The sequence below is a fragment of the Klebsiella sp. GW_Kp182 genome (genome assembly GCF_040062275.1).
GTDB lineage: Bacteria > Pseudomonadota > Gammaproteobacteria > Enterobacterales > Enterobacteriaceae > Klebsiella > Klebsiella michiganensis.
The window spans coordinates 256,244-270,667 of sequence record NZ_JBEAFQ010000007.1 but is presented as its reverse complement, the minus strand read 5'-3'; the positions used below and the strand labels follow the sequence as shown (position 1 = coordinate 270,667).

Below are 14,424 nucleotides of genomic sequence, written 5' to 3'. Positions count from 1 at the left end.
TTTGCCGCATTAACCCCGCGCTATGTTAGCCTGACGGTGGCTGCTTTCAGGCTGCGGGCGAAAGCCTTCAGCCGACTGAGTAACGCCTCCCGATCGTCCTTATGTTGTTCGATGATTTTCACGATTGCTGAGCCGGAAATAGCCCCGGAGGCTCCCGCTTTCATGGCATCCGCCACCTGTTCCGGGGTTGAAATACCAAACCCCTGAATCGCCGGTGGCGCCTGATAGTCACCAAGCTTAGAGACCAGATGCTCCAGCGGCAGCGCGGCGCGGTTTTCCGCGCCGGTTACGCCCGCGCGCGACAGCAGGTAGGTGTAGCCGCGGCCGTGAGCGGCAATGTGTCGCAGCAGCTCATCGTCAGCGTTCGGCGGGCAGATAAAAACGGGCGCAATATTATGGCGCATCGCAGCCTCGCGGAACGGTACCGACTCTCCGAACGGGACGTCTGCTACCAGTACAGAATCGACGCCAGCACGGGCGCAAGCGGCATAAAACGTCTCGATTCCCCGGTTATACACCAGGTTTGCGTACATTAGCAGACCGATGGGCAGCGCCGGATACCTGGCGCGAATGGTGGCCAGCATGTCGAAGCAGCGCGCAGGGGTGACGTTGGCTGCAAACGCGCGCAGGGCGGCGTTTTGTATTGTCGGGCCGTCGGCCAGCGGATCGGAGAACGGTATCCCCAGCTCCAGCGCATCGGCTCCGCCCTCGATCAGCGCATCGATAATCTGCAGCGACAGCTCCGGATTCGGGTCGCCGAGCATCACGAAGGGAATGAACGCGCCTTCTCCCCGAGTTTGCAGTTGCGAAAACATATCGTTATAGCGTTTCATCACATTTCTCCTCGCGCTTGCAGAATGTCGTGCACGGTAAAGATGTCCTTATCGCCGCGGCCGGAGAGATTCACCACCAGCAGCTGCTCTTTATGCGGATTGTCGCGCATCATTCTTAAGGCGTGCGCGAGGGCGTGGGATGACTCAAGCGCCGGAATAATGCCTTCCGCGCGGCTCAGGATTTTAAATGCCGCCAGCGCTTCATCGTCGGTGACCGAAACGTATTCTGCGCGGCCAATACTGTTCAGATGGGCATGCTGCGGCCCGACGGCCGGGAAATCGAGGCCGGCGGAAATGGAGCAGGACTCTTTGATCTGGCCGTCATCGGTTTGCATCAGAGGCGTTTTCATACCGAAATAGATGCCGGTACGTCCGTGTTTCAACGGCGCGCCGTGCTCCCCAGTCTCAATCCCCAGGCCAGCGGGTTCAACGCCAATCAGCCCGACCTGGGGCGTATCGATAAAGTCAGCGAACATGCCGATGGCGTTGGAACCTCCACCAACGCAGGCGATAACCGCATCCGGCAGGCGACCCTCTTTTTCGAGGATCTGCGCTTTGGTCTCTTCGCCAATAATGCGTTGAAATTCGCGTACGATAGTCGGGAAAGGATGCGGGCCAGCGGCGGTGCCCAGCATAAAGTGGGCGGTCTCATAGCTTCCGGACCAGTCGCGTAGCGCTTCATTCGAGGCATCTTTCAGAGTGGATGAGCCGCTGTGCACCGGGATCACCTCCGCCCCCATCAGGCGCATACGAAAGACGTTCGGCGACTGACGTTCAATATCTTTCGCCCCCATGTAGATGCGGCATTTCAGGCCCAGCAGCGCGCTGGCCAGAGCCGAGGCCACGCCGTGCTGACCGGCGCCGGTCTCGGCAATAATCTCGGTTTTACCCATACGCTTTGCCAGCAGCGCCTGGCCAAGCACTTGATTAGTTTTATGCGCGCCGCCGTGCAGCAGATCTTCACGTTTGAGATACAGGGTTGTGCGGGTACCCTGTGTTAGATTACGGCATCGGGTCAGCGCCGTCGGACGACCGGCATAGTTTTTCAGCAGCCGGGTTAATTCAGCCTGAAAGCGCGAATCCTCGCGGGCGCTAACAAACGCCTCTTCTAACTGGCGTAGTGCGGGGACGAGGATCTGCGGAACGTACGTACCGCCGAATTCGCCAAAGTAGGGGTTGAGTAAGGTATTCATTATTGCTCCTTGTTGTATGCGCAGTGCCTGATGATTCGGGGTCTATTGATTCCGGAGAGGACGCTGCACGTGAAGTGAAATCAGGTACTGCGCAGCGACTCCTGGCTGCTTTTTCTACGGTAGATGTACCGTAGGCGTAAAATCTGGACGAAAAAAAGCCCGCGCTTTGGCGGGCCGGGTATCGGTGTGCAAACTGCAGACGTAGCGATACTGCCCGTTATCGGGAAGTACGCCACCAGCCGTGCAAATTCATATTGTTTACGTGTTGCATTGTTCACTACCCAGGAATTTATTTTGTACCAGTAAACTAGTTCTGTAGATCAATGTCAACGACATAATAATTGACACGCAGAATGAATCGTTGCCGTTTTTCCGGCCAGGGCAGGCGTAACGCGCCAGATTGCTTTACGCCATCACATCAAAGTAACGTTGTTTTTTCAGCTTAAAGTCTATCCAGTTAGCGAGACCGTATGAATATAACCCGTGCCGACATGGCCGATCTTGTCTATTTTTTCGCCATAGCCCGCCATCAGAGTTTTAGTAAAGCTGCCGTTGAACTTGGGGTGAGCGCATCGACGCTGAGCCACGCGATCAAGGGATTTGAGGCGCGGCTGGGCGTGCGTCTGCTGAACCGTACGACCAAAAGCGTAACCCTGACGGCGGCAGGTGAGAGTCTGGCCAGCGCGGTGAGCGAGCCGGTGGCCGCCATAGATGGCGCGATTGAACAGCTCAACCAGTTTCGCGACTCGCCTGCGGGACATATTCGGCTCAACGTCGCCGTCGAGGCGGCCACGCTGCTGCTGGCCCCGGTCCTGCCTGTTTTTGCTGAACGTTACCCCGATATTGAGCTGGATATCGTGGCCAGCAACCGCATTGTTGATGTAACGGAAGCGCGGTTTGACGCAGGGATCCGCTATGGCGGAACCGTGCCTGAAGATATGGTGGCGCAGCGGCTGTCCGCCGATGTGCGCTGGGTGGTCGCCGCATCCCCGGAATATCTTGCCCGCTTTGGCGAGCCCCGGCATCCTCACGATCTTCAACAGCACCGCTGCGTCAGCAATCGTCTGGGAAACAACCGCATTTATAAATGGGAGTTTGAACGTGGCGAAGAGCAGCTCATCGTCAAAGTACCGCCGCTGTTAACGGTCGATCTGGCCGAGACGGGCGTGGTGGCCATTCTGCAGGGGTTTGGCCTGATGTACCTGCCGGAACCGCTGATAGCAGAGCACGTCAGCGCAGGGCGCCTGCGTCTGGTGCTGACCGACTGGGCGTCATACGGACCGGGATTCTATATCTATTACTCCAGCCGTCATCAGGTTCCCACCGGGCTGCGCCTGTTAATCTCCCTTGTGCGGGAAATGAAGCCGCTCGGTCTGTAGCCCGATTGATGAAAATAACTCACAGCCCCATTCGATAGCGAGGGCTGGCTCCTTCTTATTCCGCGCCTTACCCTGTGGCAAAAGAGAAGGAGAGCTTGATGAACTATTCGCACCGCTGTATTCCCGGTCTGTTCTGGCTTTTGGCCGTCACCGCATTTCTGTTTAGCTTTACCTCTACCAGCCGCGCGGCAGAGTCGAACACGCAGGTTATCGTCTCTCATCCGTATCCCGAGCAATCGGTCATGACCAAAGGTCTTGAGGCCGCAGCGCAAAGCGTACCCGGCGTGACCGTACGCAATCTCGAGGCGCTTTACGGTTTTGACACCCGAAATATCAATGCCGATGAAGAGCGACGGCTCATGCGGGAACACTCGCGCATCGTTTTTATCTTCCCGACCCACTGGTTCAACATCACTCCGATGATGAAGGCCTGGCTGAACGATACCTGGGGCAGCGTAGGGCCGGGAGTATGGCAGGGCAAAGAGATGCTGATTGTCACGACGGCCGCAGGCGGTGACGCGACATACGGCGAGACCGGGCGAACGGGCGTCAGCCTGGCCGACATCTTTACGCCAATGAAGGCCAGCGCGCTGCATGCGGGAATGACCTGGCTGCCTCCGCTGGTTTTTCAGCGCGCCAGCCGCGATCAACTGCCTGAATACCAGCGTCAACTGGTGGAAAGGCTGAAGAATTAACGTGCCGGGAAGGTGTTCACAATGAAAGCTTTTATTGCCGTAGCTGCAATGTCGTTAATGCTGGGCGCGCCAGCCCTGGCAGAAGAAAAAAGAGGTGAAAAAATGGCCCCACGTAGTCCATCCGTATTGTCCGCTGAGGATATTCAATCCGTCGCGCCGGCGCTTGCCCGTTTCGGCAGCGAGGTGCTGATAGGGGATCTCTGGCAGAGAACAGAACTCTCGCGTCGCGACCGCAGCATCGTGACCGTGGCGATTCTTATCGCCCGTAATCAGCCGGCGGAGCTAAAACATAACGTTGAAGTTGCTCTGGATAACGACGTCACGGCGGCTGAAATCTCAGAGATCGTCACGCATCTGGCTTTTTATTCCGGCTGGCCCAACGCGATGGCCGCCGTTGCGGTGACGAAAGATATTTTTGTCGCGCGCGGCATTGGCCGCGAGCAGCTGGCTGCTGCCTCCCCGGAGCTGCTCCCTCTTAATCAGGCGGTGGAGAACCAGCGTTCAACAACCGTAGAACAGAACTTCGGCGCGATTTCCCCTGGACTGGTGAAGTTTACGACTCAACCGCTGTTTCTTGACCTGTGGCAGCGACCGGGGCTGAAGCCGCGCGACCGCAGCCTGGTCACGGTCAGCGCGTTGATTGCCGCCGGGCAAAGCGCGCAAATTGGCTACCACCTTAACCGGGCGATGGATAACGGCCTCACCGCACAAGAGGCGGGGGAGATCGTTGCGCATGCTGCTTTCTATGCCGGCTGGCCAAATGCCTTTTCGGCGGTAGCGGTGGTGAGTGAAGTCCTGCGCGCTCGTGGCCTGGCAGGGTGAGCGGATGTTCAACTCTCTTAGCGCCACGCTATTGATTTTTATTGCTACGACGGGGGCGGCATTTGCCGCCGGGCGGGAGAACGCGGTGAAGATTCAGTTTGAGTTCAATGGCGCCACTGTTGTCGGCTCGCTGGATGAGAGCGCAGCGGCTAATGAGTTCCTGGCGCAGCTGCCGATGACGGTGAAGCTCGAGGATTATGGTTCCACGGAAAAAATCGCCTGGCTGCCGACGAAACTGCGCCGCGCGGATTCTGGCGCCTCAATGACCCCACGGCGCGGCGACATCGCCTATTACGCACCGTGGGGCAATCTGGCCATTTTTCGCGAGGATTTTCGCCACTCCCCCGGGCTGATAAGCCTCGGGCGGATAGAGGAGGGACTCGCCGCGCTCGACCAGGCGGGAGCCGAAACGGTAACCATCCGGCGTTATTAAGTTCGTGCTGCGTTAAATTTTCCTTTCTGCATGCTTAACCGGGCTGTTAACAGCCCATTTATCGGATACAAAGCGAACGCTCAGTATCGGCAAAAATCATCTACACTTTTCCAGCCAGGTCATTTTCACACCTAACGGGACGCTATCGTCCAGAGATAGCATCCCGCCTTTAGACCCGACCCACTGCAGGCGTCAGGCCCGCAGCCTTGTTTTCTCACGAGAGGAGTTTGTAACATGGCATTTGTGACAACCAAAGACGGCGTCAATATCTTCTTTAAAGACTGGGGCCCGAAGGAGGCGCAGCCGATCGTATTTCATCATGGCTGGCCTTTAAGTGCCGATGATTGGGATAACCAGATGCTGTTTTTCCTGGCAGAAGGGTTCCGGGTTATTGCGATTGACCGACGCGGTCATGGTCGTTCAGATCAGGTGAGTGACGGTCACGATATGGATCATTATGCCGCCGATGCCTCAGCGGTGGCGGAGCATCTGGATCTGCATAATGCCGTGCATATCGGGCATTCTACCGGCGGTGGGCAGGTTGCGCGCTACGTTGCGCAGTATGGTCAGCCGCAGGGGCGCGTGGCCAAAGCGGTGCTGATCAGCGCGGTTCCGCCATTGATGGTAAAAACGGAGAGTAATCCGGGCGGTACGCCAATCGAGGTGTTTGATGGTTTTCGCAAAGCGCTGGCCGCCAACCGCTCGCAGTTTTATCTCGACGTGGCGTCCGGGCCGTTCTACGGCTTTAACCGTGAAGGCGCGGAGGTGTCCCAGGGCACGATTCAGAACTGGTGGCGGCAGGGCATGACCGGTAGCGCAAAAGCGCACTATGAGGGGATTAAGGCGTTTTCGGAAACCGACCAGACCGAAGATTTAAAAGCCATTACGCTGCCGGTGCTGGTGATGCAGGGCGATGATGATCAGGTTGTGCCTTATCAAAACGCCGCGATACTGCAGGATAAGCTGCTGCCGAACAGCCAGCTAAAAATTTATCCCGGCTTTCCGCACGGTATGCATACCTCGCACGCCGATGTGATTAACGCCGATCTGCTGGCGTTTATTCGCTCGTAGCCTGGTGCTATAAGAAGGCCGCCATCCGGCGGCCTTCTTGTTTACATCAAGCTTTCATGCTGGAGGATTTTGAGCATCTCGTCCTTCAACATAAGTTTTTCTTTCTTCATCTGTACAAGCTCGAGACTGTATCCTTTGCCATCGACTCCTTCTATGCGGGAAATGTCGTGATCGAGTGCATTATGTTTTTCGAATAGCGACTGAAAGCGCGGATGCGTGGTTTTTAATCGAGAAATCAGCTCTCTGTATTCTGGAAACATGTACCTTCCTTGTTGATGGTGAAAAGTGTGTACGCTGACACACACATTCAGATTACCCATATGAATAAAATGGTAATGCGAACGAAGTCGCGTTTATGTTACGTACTAATGAAATCTCAGGGGCCGGAAGCGGCCTGGAGGCATAGATGACAGTTGAAGAACCCACCGTTGCGCTGATCGGTCCGGGCGCAATTGGTACCACCATCGCCGCGGCGCTGCACGAGGTTGGCCGTACGCCTCTGGTATGCGGCCGCCGTGCGCACCCGCAGCTTTCGCTGCGTTTTGATGGTGGAAATATTGTGGTGCCGGGGCCGGTCTTGACGGAACCGGCATCGGTCGCCGCGCCGTACGACCTGGTATTTGTGGCGGTAAAAGCGACACAAATTGCGGCTATTGCACCGTGGCTGCAAGCGCTGTGTCACGATCGAACGGTAGTCTGCGTGCTTCAAAACGGCGTTGAACAAAAAACGCTGTTCGCGCCGTACGTGGCGGAAGCGGCCGTGTTGCCATCGGTCGTCTGGTTCCCCGCCCAGCGTGAACCTGAAGCGTCGGTCTGGCTGCGGGCGAAACCGCGCCTGACGCTGCCGGATGTTGAGGGGGCCGAGCGGGTGCGGCACGCGCTACGGGACACGCGCTGTGAAGTGGATATCAGCGCGGATTTTCTCTCCGTTGCGTGGCGTAAACTGCTGCAGAATGCGGTCGCCGGTCTGATGGTGCTGGCGGGGAGGCGGGCAGGGATGTTTGCCCGCGACGATATTACGGCGCTTGCTTTGGCCTATTTGCAAGAGGGTCTGACGGTGGCGCGCGCCGCAGGCGCCAGCCTGGACGACGGCGTGCCGCAGGAAATTCTCGCCGGTTTCCATCGAGCGCCTCCGGATTTAAGCACTTCAATACTGACGGATCGCGAGGCCGGGCTGCCGCTGGAGTGGGATATTCGCAACGGGGTCGTTCAGCGATATGGCCGTATTCACCATATCCCCACGCCGTTAAGCGATGTGATTGTGCCGCTGCTGGCCGCCGCCAGCGACGGGCCGGGCTAAAGGCGCGGGACGCCGGCGTGATAACGTTCCCCGGGATCAGATTGATTCCGCCAGCCGGTCGACAACCACTTTGCCGCTATTATCAAACTGGGTGATGCGGTAATTCACGCAATAGGAACGGCGGGTGGTAAATTGATTGAATAATGCCACCCGGCCTTTTTTATCACCATTTTTATTCACAATAATCCATTCGGTGACGTCCGTTGAATTCGCTTTACCGCTGCTGGCGTCCTGTTGTTCGACCAGACGATCCTCTTTTTCTACCTTCAAAAAATCACGTAACATTTATTTATCTCCGCTCATCATTGTTTTTAACAATACTCTCTTTATCGATTCATTCAATTAAACATTTTAATCAAAGCTATGGATTATTAGTCAGGAATGCATTGGCTTAGTGAGTGTGTATCCCACTGAATTTAATTAACATAAATTTAATCACCTCACCCGGGATACGTATGTTTTTCCATGAGTAACGGTTTTTTTATCCCGAATCCATTTATGTGACAACGTCACATAAATGTTAATGTCGACCTACCTCACAGATAGAAATTTTATATGACGGATGCGAACTTGATCACTTGACTGGTCAAGTGGGGCGCGCCTATGTTGAAAGCACCTTCTTATCCGTTCCGGGGAGCAAGAAAAATGGGCATCATTCGAACGTTAAACGGGGATATTTCCGCTAATCAGCTGGGCGTCACCTACAGCCACGACCATATCTACTGTATTCCGCCCTATTGGGCCGAGCGTCAGGATGACGATCTGTTACTCGACGATCCGCAGGCTTCAGAGCGTGAATTAAGCGACTTCCGCCGGGCGGGTGGTAACGCCATCTACGACGCCACCGCGCCGGACTATGGTCGTCAGGCTGCAGCCGTCGCCGCCATGGCGCAGCGCCAGCAGCTGCACATTATCGCCACTGCGGGTTTTAACAAAGGCTTTCTGTGGAGCAGCAAGCGGCCGGGCTCCGCGCAGACTTTCGCCGAGTGGATTGCACATTCAGAGGTTGATGAACTGGTTGAACATGTCTGTCGCGAGGTCACGGAGGGGATAGAGGGCACCGAACATCGGGCCGGCGTGGTGAAGTGCGGTACCGGCTATAACGCAATTTCCCCTCTGGAACAAAAAACCATGGAGGTTATCGTTCGCGCCCAGCAGCGCACCGGGGCGCCGATGCACAGCCATACGGAAATGGGGACGATGGGACTCGAGCAGGCGCAGCTCTTCAAAAAATGGGGGCTGGATCTCTCCCGCTTATGTTTTGCTCATATGGATCGTAACCCCGATCCCTGGCTGCACCGTCAGATCGCCAACACCGGGGCGTTTCTCTCTTTCGACGGTATCAGCCGCATCAAATATCACCCAGAGCACATCCGTACCCAGGCCATCCTGGCGCTCTGCCAGCGCGGTTATCAAAAGCAGATCTTAATCGGCGGCGATTTTGCCCGTAAATCCATGAGCGCGCATTACGGCAAAGGGGGGCTGGGACTGAAATTTATCCTTAGCGACTGGCGGCCAAGATTCATTGACGAGGCCCGGGAAGCCGGGTTTGACGGCGAAGCGCTGCTGCATGATTTCTTCGTCGACAACCCGGCGCGTTACCTCGCTTTTGCCTGAGGAGATGTTATGAAGCTGCATCGTTTAAACGAAAGCGAGGCCCGGCGGGCTTTACAAAAGGCGCGGATCGCCTTATTGCCGCTCGGCGCCGTCGAGCCGCACGGCGACCACCTGCCGCTGGATACCGATAACCTGCTGGCCGAGCGGTTTTGCGCGCTGCTTGACGAGCAGCTGGGCGAGTGCGCCCTGAGCCTGCCGGTCGTTTCCTACAGCCAGGTCTGGTCCCTGCGCGGCCACGCGGGCGCGATTGATATCGGTCATGAACGGCTGACGTCGCTGCTGGTGTCGCTGGCGGAAAACATGGCCAGCTACGGTATCACCACCACGGCGGTGATTAACGCGCATTACGGCAATTTTGATGCGATGAAAGCGGCCTCCCGGCAGCTAAAAGAGCAGGGTATTACCTTGCTTAGCTATAGCTGGGCGGGGATGGAGGAGGAGGTAAAACGACGGCAAACCACCGCGGTGGCTTACCCCGGCTATATGCATGCTGATGAGGTCGAAACCTCGCTGATGCTGGCGCTGGCGCCAGAGTTCGTCACCATGACCAACGCCCGCGCGCACTATCCGGCTTTCCCGAACAATTTTCGCTATCAGCCGATACCCTGGACCGAGTTTTCTGACTATGCGGTGCTGGGCGATCCAACTGCCGCCAGCGAAGAGAAAGGGCGCGCGTTCGTCCAGCGGGCGCTGGCGACCACGCTTGCCTCTATCCATCATCACCTAACCCAAGGAGCCTCCGATGATTGAGCGTCAGGCGATACGTGTAGACTGCCCGGCCGCTACCCCTGAGGAGGCCATCCGCGAGGCGGGGAACGCGCTGTGCCGTGCGGGAGCCTGTAGCCCGCAATACGTCCAGGCAATGGTCGATAGCTACCGCGAGCTGGGCCCCTATTTTGTCATTGCCCCCGGGCTGGCGCTGCCGCATGCCCGCCCGGAGCAGGGGGCGATGAAAGCGCAGATCAGCGCGGTCAGGCTGCGTGAACCGCTGGCGTTTGGTCATGCGGAAAACGACCCGGTTCAGGTGGTGCTGGGGCTTTCGGCAACCAGCAGCGATGCGCATATCCACCTTATCCAGCATATCGTGACCGTACTCAGCGATGAAAATAACCTGCATACCCTGATGCATTCGAACGATCCAGAACAACTTTATCGGCTGTTAGCCAGCGGCTCGCAGCGTTTGTAGCGTGATGAACACGGAGTGAGTAGCGATGAAAATTCTGACAGTCTGTGGTTTAGGTATGGGCTCCAGCCTGATTTTAAAAATGAACGTTGAGGCGGTGTTAAAACAGCACGGGATTCAGGCCTCCGTGGAACATATGGATGTCTCTTCCGCCGCTTCGGCCAACGCCGATGTGGTGATAACCAACGCGGAGCTGGTGGACAACCTTAAGCATCTGTCCTGTCCGGTGGTGGTGGTGAACAACTATATCGATAACGCCGAAATCACCGCGGCGCTGACCCAGGCGAAAATTCTGCCCGCAGGAGAGCCGTCATGAGCGAGTTTCTTGGCGTGCTGCGCTGGATCACCATCAATATATTTGGTGAAGCGTCGATCTTAATTGGCCTGATTGTGCTGCTGGGGCTAGTGCTGCAAAAGAAATCGCTGGCGGACATTGTGTCCGGCACCCTGAAAGGCATTCTGGGCTTTCTGATCATCGGCGCGGGGGCCGGGATTATCGTCTCCGCGCTGCTGATATTTCAGCCGATCTGGACCGAAGTTTTCGGTCTCAGCTCCATGAACCTGACCAATATTATCGGCCAGGCGCGCTTCAGCGAACGCTACGGAAGCAGCGTGACCATCGCCATTGCCGGCGGATTCGCTATCAATTTGCTGCTGGCCCGGCTGACGCGCTTTAAATACATCTACCTGACAGGACATATGATGTTCTGGACGACGATGATCTTTGCCGGGGTGATGGTGAACACCGAGCCCGCTATTTCAGCGGTGCAGCTGACGCTGATGCTAACGGTGATTATGGGGCTCTACTGGACCCTACAGCCCGCGCTGGTTCAGCCCTGGGTGCGAAAAATCACCGGCAACGACAACGTGGCGCTGGGGCATACTTCCGCCTCCGTCGCGCTGCTGGGGGCGATTTTTGGCCAGATTTTCGCCCGCAACAAAATCAGCTCCGAAGATATCAAAGTCCCTAAAAAGTTGGGTTTCCTGCGCGACTCCAACGTGGTGACGGCGTTGACCATGGCGCTGCTGTTCTTTATTGGCACCTTTATTCTGCAGATTAAAGGTACGCCGAAAGCGGCGGAGATTCTGGCGCAATCCGGCGACCTGAGCTTCTACATCTATGCCCTCAAACAATCGCTGATGTTTACCGGCGGCATTGCCGTCGTGCTGCTCGGCGTACGGATGTTTATTGGCGAAATGGTGCCGGCATTTAACGGCATCGGCTCGCGGCTGGTGCCCGGCGCAAAACCGGCGCTGGACTGCCCGATACTGTTTAACTTTGCGCCAAACGCGGTGGTGCTGGGGTTTGTCGGCGCTTTCGTCGGCTCGCTGCTGTGGCTGACCCTGATCGGCCGCTATACCGGCTACGTTTTTATTCCCAGCATGATTGTGATTTTCTTTCACGCCGGTACGGCGGGGGTCTTCGGCAATATTACCGGAGGCTATAAAGGCGCTCTGCTGGCGGGGTTTATCACCTCGACCGTGGTCGCCTGGGGGCAGTATTTCTGCGTCACCGGCTTTATCGACAATACGATCCCGGATACCGCGCTATGGGCAGGCGACAGCGATATGTTTGTCCTCGCGCCAGTCATTCATCTTTTGACCCGCCTGCTGGCGTTCTGATATCGGGAGGAAGTCTATGAGTCAGGCCCTGAAACAGTACTACAGTCAGATCCGCCAGAAGCTGGCTTTTCTTGAGCAGCGCCCCGATGAACTCACCCGGGCGGCGGAAATCATGTCCCACAGCATTATGGGGCAGCGCAACATCTTCGTCTTTGGCGCCAGCCACGCCGGGATTCTGGCGGAGGAGATGAGCTATCGCGCGGGCGGCCTGGCCATCATCAATCCGCTTTTTACGCCTGCGCTGATGCTTAACGTCAGGCCGTTAACCCTCACCAGCGCGGTGGAAAATGTGGAGCACCTCGGTCGGGTACTGGTGGAGCAGTCGCCGCTAAGGGCTGAAGATACGCTGCTGATCCATTCGGTGTCGGGACGCAACGCGATTACCATTGATGTCGCGCTGGCGGCGAAAGCGTGCGGCGCAACGGTTATCGCGATTACCAGCCTGGCGACGGCGGCGCGCGTCACGTCGCGCCACTCCAGCGGCAAGCTGCTGGTGGATGTGGCCGATATCACCATTGATAACCACTGCGAATATGGCGATGCGGCGGTGAGCCTGCCGGGGATGGCGCAGAAAGCCGCGCCGCTCTCCACCATCATGGGCGCGACTATCGCCAACAGCCTGGTATTACGTATTTGCGAAATCATGCTGGAAAATGCGCGCACGCCGCCCATTCTCGCCAGCGCAAACATAGACGGTAATCAGGAGATAAATCAGGATATACTTAGCGCTTACAGGAGCCAGATACACTACCTCTGAGTTGGAGCACAAGTATGTTTGAGTCGGATGGACTCCCTCTCTATTTAAGGATAAAAGACGTTATCCTGCAGCGGATCCTCTCTTTTACCTATGACGATAAACTCCCGGGCGAACTGCTGCTCGCCGGGGAGTTTAAGGTCGCGCGCGGTACCATTAAACAGGCGATAGATTCGCTGGCCAGTATTGGCATGGTGTACCGCGAACAGGGTAAAGGGACGTTTATTAACCGCGATGCGCTGCAGAAATACTACACCGACCTCCCGGACGTACTGACCACCTTTGCTCCGCCGGGGGAGATAGCCGTGGAAGTTCTGTCGCTGATTTCGACCATGGCCGACCGCCAGGTGGCGGAGCAAATGGGGCTGGATTTAGGCTGCCAGCTGATGCGTCTGGAGCGGCTGTTAGTGCAGGGCGATCGGCCGGTTGGCCATGTGCTGACCTGGCTTAATGGCCGTATCTATAACGATCTGAGCCACGTTGACGGCAGCCGATCGCTGTATAAGCAGCTGCGGGAAACGTTCGGCTACTCGCCGGCCAACGCCACGGAACGCTATACGCCGGTGTGCTGCGATAGCCGCACGGCGGGATTGCTCAATATTGAACCCGGCCAGGCTCTGTTTCGCATTGAGCGCGTCGCCCGCGATCTGGATGATGTGGTGCTTGAATACAGCGTCACGCATACCCTTGACGCCAGCCTGTCGCTGCAAATCGCCACCAGCCAGAGCAGCATGAGCCAGCAGTGGGCCTGCACGATCGAGAAAGGGCGTTAATCCGCCTCCCAGGCGAGAATATCGCCTGGCTGGCACTCCAGCGCCTGGCAGATTTTTGCCAGCGTATCGAAGCGGATACCTTTCACCTTTCCTGATTTGAGCAAAGACAGGTTTTGCTCGGTAATCCCTACATAGGCCGCCAGCGCTCTGGACGTCATTTTTCTCTCTACCAGCAATTTGTCCAGATTAACCACTACCGCCATAGTCAGATAAACTCCTTATTCTCATTTTCCGCTCTGATCCCTTCGAGCATGGAGTGAAACGTCACAAATAACAAGCCGCCGGTCAGCAGCAGGACAAAATCGCTAAGTAAAAGAACGATCTGGGTATAAGGATGCGGCCAGTAAAAAACCAGCGGCACCAGGAAGCGAAACAGCGGCAGCAGGAGCCCCATCCCCAGCATCGCCAGCGCGATTTTTCTTACCCTCAGCGCCAGGTCGAGGCTCAGAATGGTGCGTTTTCTGACGTATTGAGTGACGCGGATCCCCTGCCAGATCGCCCAGGCGAAAAGCCCGGCGGGTAAATAGAGTATCGCCAGCAGCGCCAGCAGTTTAAAAGTCGGTGCCGTCAGACCGCTTTCATTACCGAGCGGAACCTCGGCAAACTCAAGCATATTTGCGAGGAAAAACGACTCGCCGGTAAAATAGATCCACGCTGGCGTAATGACCGCCAGAATAAAAAACAGCGGTAATATTCCAGCCAGTAAGAACAGACTGAGTTTGTTTCGTGCGTTTTTCACCTTTAACCT

Annotated in this window: 19 protein-coding genes and 1 other annotated feature; of the genes, 13 read left to right on the top strand and 6 right to left on the bottom strand. The window is 56.6% G+C overall.

Going from position 1 to position 14,424, the window contains the following annotated elements; all coding sequences use genetic code 11:
- Positions 1 to 20 precede the first annotated feature (20 nt).
- Positions 21 to 833, bottom strand: a complete 813-nt coding sequence (gene trpA, locus ABLU88_RS09710) for a tryptophan synthase subunit alpha (protein WP_108703466.1) — start codon at positions 831 to 833, stop codon at positions 21 to 23.
- Positions 833 to 2,026, bottom strand: a complete 1,194-nt coding sequence (gene trpB / locus ABLU88_RS09705) for a tryptophan synthase subunit beta (protein ID WP_025106281.1) — start codon at positions 2,024 to 2,026, stop codon at positions 833 to 835. Before trpB ends, trpA begins: the two co-directional genes overlap by 1 nt.
- Positions 2,027 to 2,175: 149 nt before the next feature.
- Positions 2,176 to 2,270, bottom strand: a sequence feature (Trp leader region).
- 226 nt (positions 2,271 to 2,496) lie between these two features.
- Here trpB and ABLU88_RS09700 point away from each other — a divergent pair.
- The 5 genes from ABLU88_RS09700 (at position 2,497) to ABLU88_RS09680 (ending at position 6,426) form a co-directional block, all read left to right on the top strand.
- Complete coding sequence (locus tag ABLU88_RS09700; RefSeq protein ID WP_207172718.1) at positions 2,497 to 3,405, top strand: LysR family transcriptional regulator; 909 nt, start codon at positions 2,497 to 2,499, stop codon at positions 3,403 to 3,405.
- Between the two features lie 98 nt (positions 3,406 to 3,503).
- Positions 3,504 to 4,100, top strand: coding sequence for an NAD(P)H-dependent oxidoreductase (locus ABLU88_RS09695; protein ID WP_348836409.1), 597 nt, complete (start codon positions 3,504 to 3,506; stop codon positions 4,098 to 4,100).
- Positions 4,101 to 4,121: 21 nt separating this feature from the next.
- On the top strand, positions 4,122 to 4,922 hold the full coding sequence (locus ABLU88_RS09690) for a carboxymuconolactone decarboxylase family protein (RefSeq protein WP_064378191.1): 801 nt from the start codon (positions 4,122 to 4,124) through the stop codon (positions 4,920 to 4,922).
- A 4-nt stretch (positions 4,923 to 4,926) separates the two neighbouring features.
- Positions 4,927 to 5,355: a cyclophilin-like fold protein gene (locus ABLU88_RS09685; protein ID WP_047723791.1), complete on the top strand. Its 429-nt coding sequence runs from the start codon at positions 4,927 to 4,929 to the stop codon at positions 5,353 to 5,355.
- A gap of 234 nt (positions 5,356 to 5,589) precedes the next feature.
- Complete coding sequence (locus tag ABLU88_RS09680; protein ID WP_014838530.1) at positions 5,590 to 6,426, top strand: alpha/beta hydrolase; 837 nt, start codon at positions 5,590 to 5,592, stop codon at positions 6,424 to 6,426.
- Between the two features lie 41 nt (positions 6,427 to 6,467).
- Here ABLU88_RS09680 and ABLU88_RS09675 read toward each other — a convergent pair whose 3' ends face one another.
- The gene (locus ABLU88_RS09675) at positions 6,468 to 6,686 is read right to left on the bottom strand and encodes a YdcH family protein (RefSeq protein ID WP_004102179.1); all 219 of its coding nucleotides are present in this window, start codon (positions 6,684 to 6,686) and stop codon (positions 6,468 to 6,470) included.
- A gap of 146 nt (positions 6,687 to 6,832) precedes the next feature.
- Between ABLU88_RS09675 and ABLU88_RS09670 the strand changes: the two genes are divergently transcribed.
- Entirely contained in the window at positions 6,833 to 7,726 is an 894-nt protein-coding gene (locus ABLU88_RS09670; RefSeq protein WP_025106287.1) for an oxidoreductase, read from the top strand.
- Between the two features lie 36 nt (positions 7,727 to 7,762).
- On the opposite strand, the gene ABLU88_RS09665 is transcribed toward ABLU88_RS09670, so the two are convergent.
- Positions 7,763 to 8,011, bottom strand: coding sequence for a hypothetical protein (locus tag ABLU88_RS09665; protein ID WP_004120166.1), 249 nt, complete (start codon positions 8,009 to 8,011; stop codon positions 7,763 to 7,765).
- Between the two features lie 360 nt (positions 8,012 to 8,371).
- On the opposite strand from ABLU88_RS09665, the gene ABLU88_RS09660 reads away from it, so the two are divergent.
- From ABLU88_RS09660 to ABLU88_RS09630, 7 genes are read left to right on the top strand one after another with little or no spacing between them, the layout of a single operon-like run.
- The gene (locus tag ABLU88_RS09660) at positions 8,372 to 9,343 is read left to right on the top strand and encodes a phosphotriesterase (RefSeq protein WP_014229420.1); all 972 of its coding nucleotides are present in this window, start codon (positions 8,372 to 8,374) and stop codon (positions 9,341 to 9,343) included.
- A gap of 9 nt (positions 9,344 to 9,352) precedes the next feature.
- The gene (locus ABLU88_RS09655) at positions 9,353 to 10,093 is read left to right on the top strand and encodes a creatininase family protein (protein ID WP_348836405.1); all 741 of its coding nucleotides are present in this window, start codon (positions 9,353 to 9,355) and stop codon (positions 10,091 to 10,093) included.
- Entirely contained in the window at positions 10,086 to 10,529 is a 444-nt protein-coding gene (locus ABLU88_RS09650; protein ID WP_014229418.1) for a PTS sugar transporter subunit IIA, read from the top strand. The genes ABLU88_RS09655 and ABLU88_RS09650 overlap by 8 nt, the downstream gene beginning before the upstream one ends.
- A 25-nt stretch (positions 10,530 to 10,554) precedes the next feature.
- Positions 10,555 to 10,842, top strand: a complete 288-nt coding sequence (locus ABLU88_RS09645) for a PTS sugar transporter subunit IIB (protein ID WP_004851015.1) — start codon at positions 10,555 to 10,557, stop codon at positions 10,840 to 10,842.
- Positions 10,839 to 12,149, top strand: coding sequence for a PTS ascorbate transporter subunit IIC (locus ABLU88_RS09640; protein WP_004851013.1), 1,311 nt, complete (start codon positions 10,839 to 10,841; stop codon positions 12,147 to 12,149). The genes ABLU88_RS09645 and ABLU88_RS09640 overlap by 4 nt, the downstream gene beginning before the upstream one ends.
- Before the next feature lie 16 nt (positions 12,150 to 12,165).
- The gene (locus ABLU88_RS09635; RefSeq protein ID WP_025106291.1) at positions 12,166 to 12,906 is read left to right on the top strand and encodes an SIS domain-containing protein; all 741 of its coding nucleotides are present in this window, start codon (positions 12,166 to 12,168) and stop codon (positions 12,904 to 12,906) included.
- Between the two features lie 14 nt (positions 12,907 to 12,920).
- Positions 12,921 to 13,676, top strand: a complete 756-nt coding sequence (locus ABLU88_RS09630) for a GntR family transcriptional regulator (protein ID WP_004851009.1) — start codon at positions 12,921 to 12,923, stop codon at positions 13,674 to 13,676.
- Here ABLU88_RS09630 and ABLU88_RS09625 read toward each other — a convergent pair.
- Positions 13,673 to 13,879: a helix-turn-helix transcriptional regulator gene (locus tag ABLU88_RS09625; RefSeq protein WP_004120193.1), complete on the bottom strand. Its 207-nt coding sequence runs from the start codon at positions 13,877 to 13,879 to the stop codon at positions 13,673 to 13,675. The two genes, ABLU88_RS09630 and ABLU88_RS09625, sit on opposite strands and share 4 nt — an antisense overlap.
- A 2-nt stretch (positions 13,880 to 13,881) precedes the next feature.
- Positions 13,882 to 14,415, bottom strand: coding sequence for a DUF2975 domain-containing protein (locus ABLU88_RS09620; protein WP_025106292.1), 534 nt, complete (start codon positions 14,413 to 14,415; stop codon positions 13,882 to 13,884).
- Between the last annotated feature and the right edge of the window lie 9 nt (positions 14,416 to 14,424).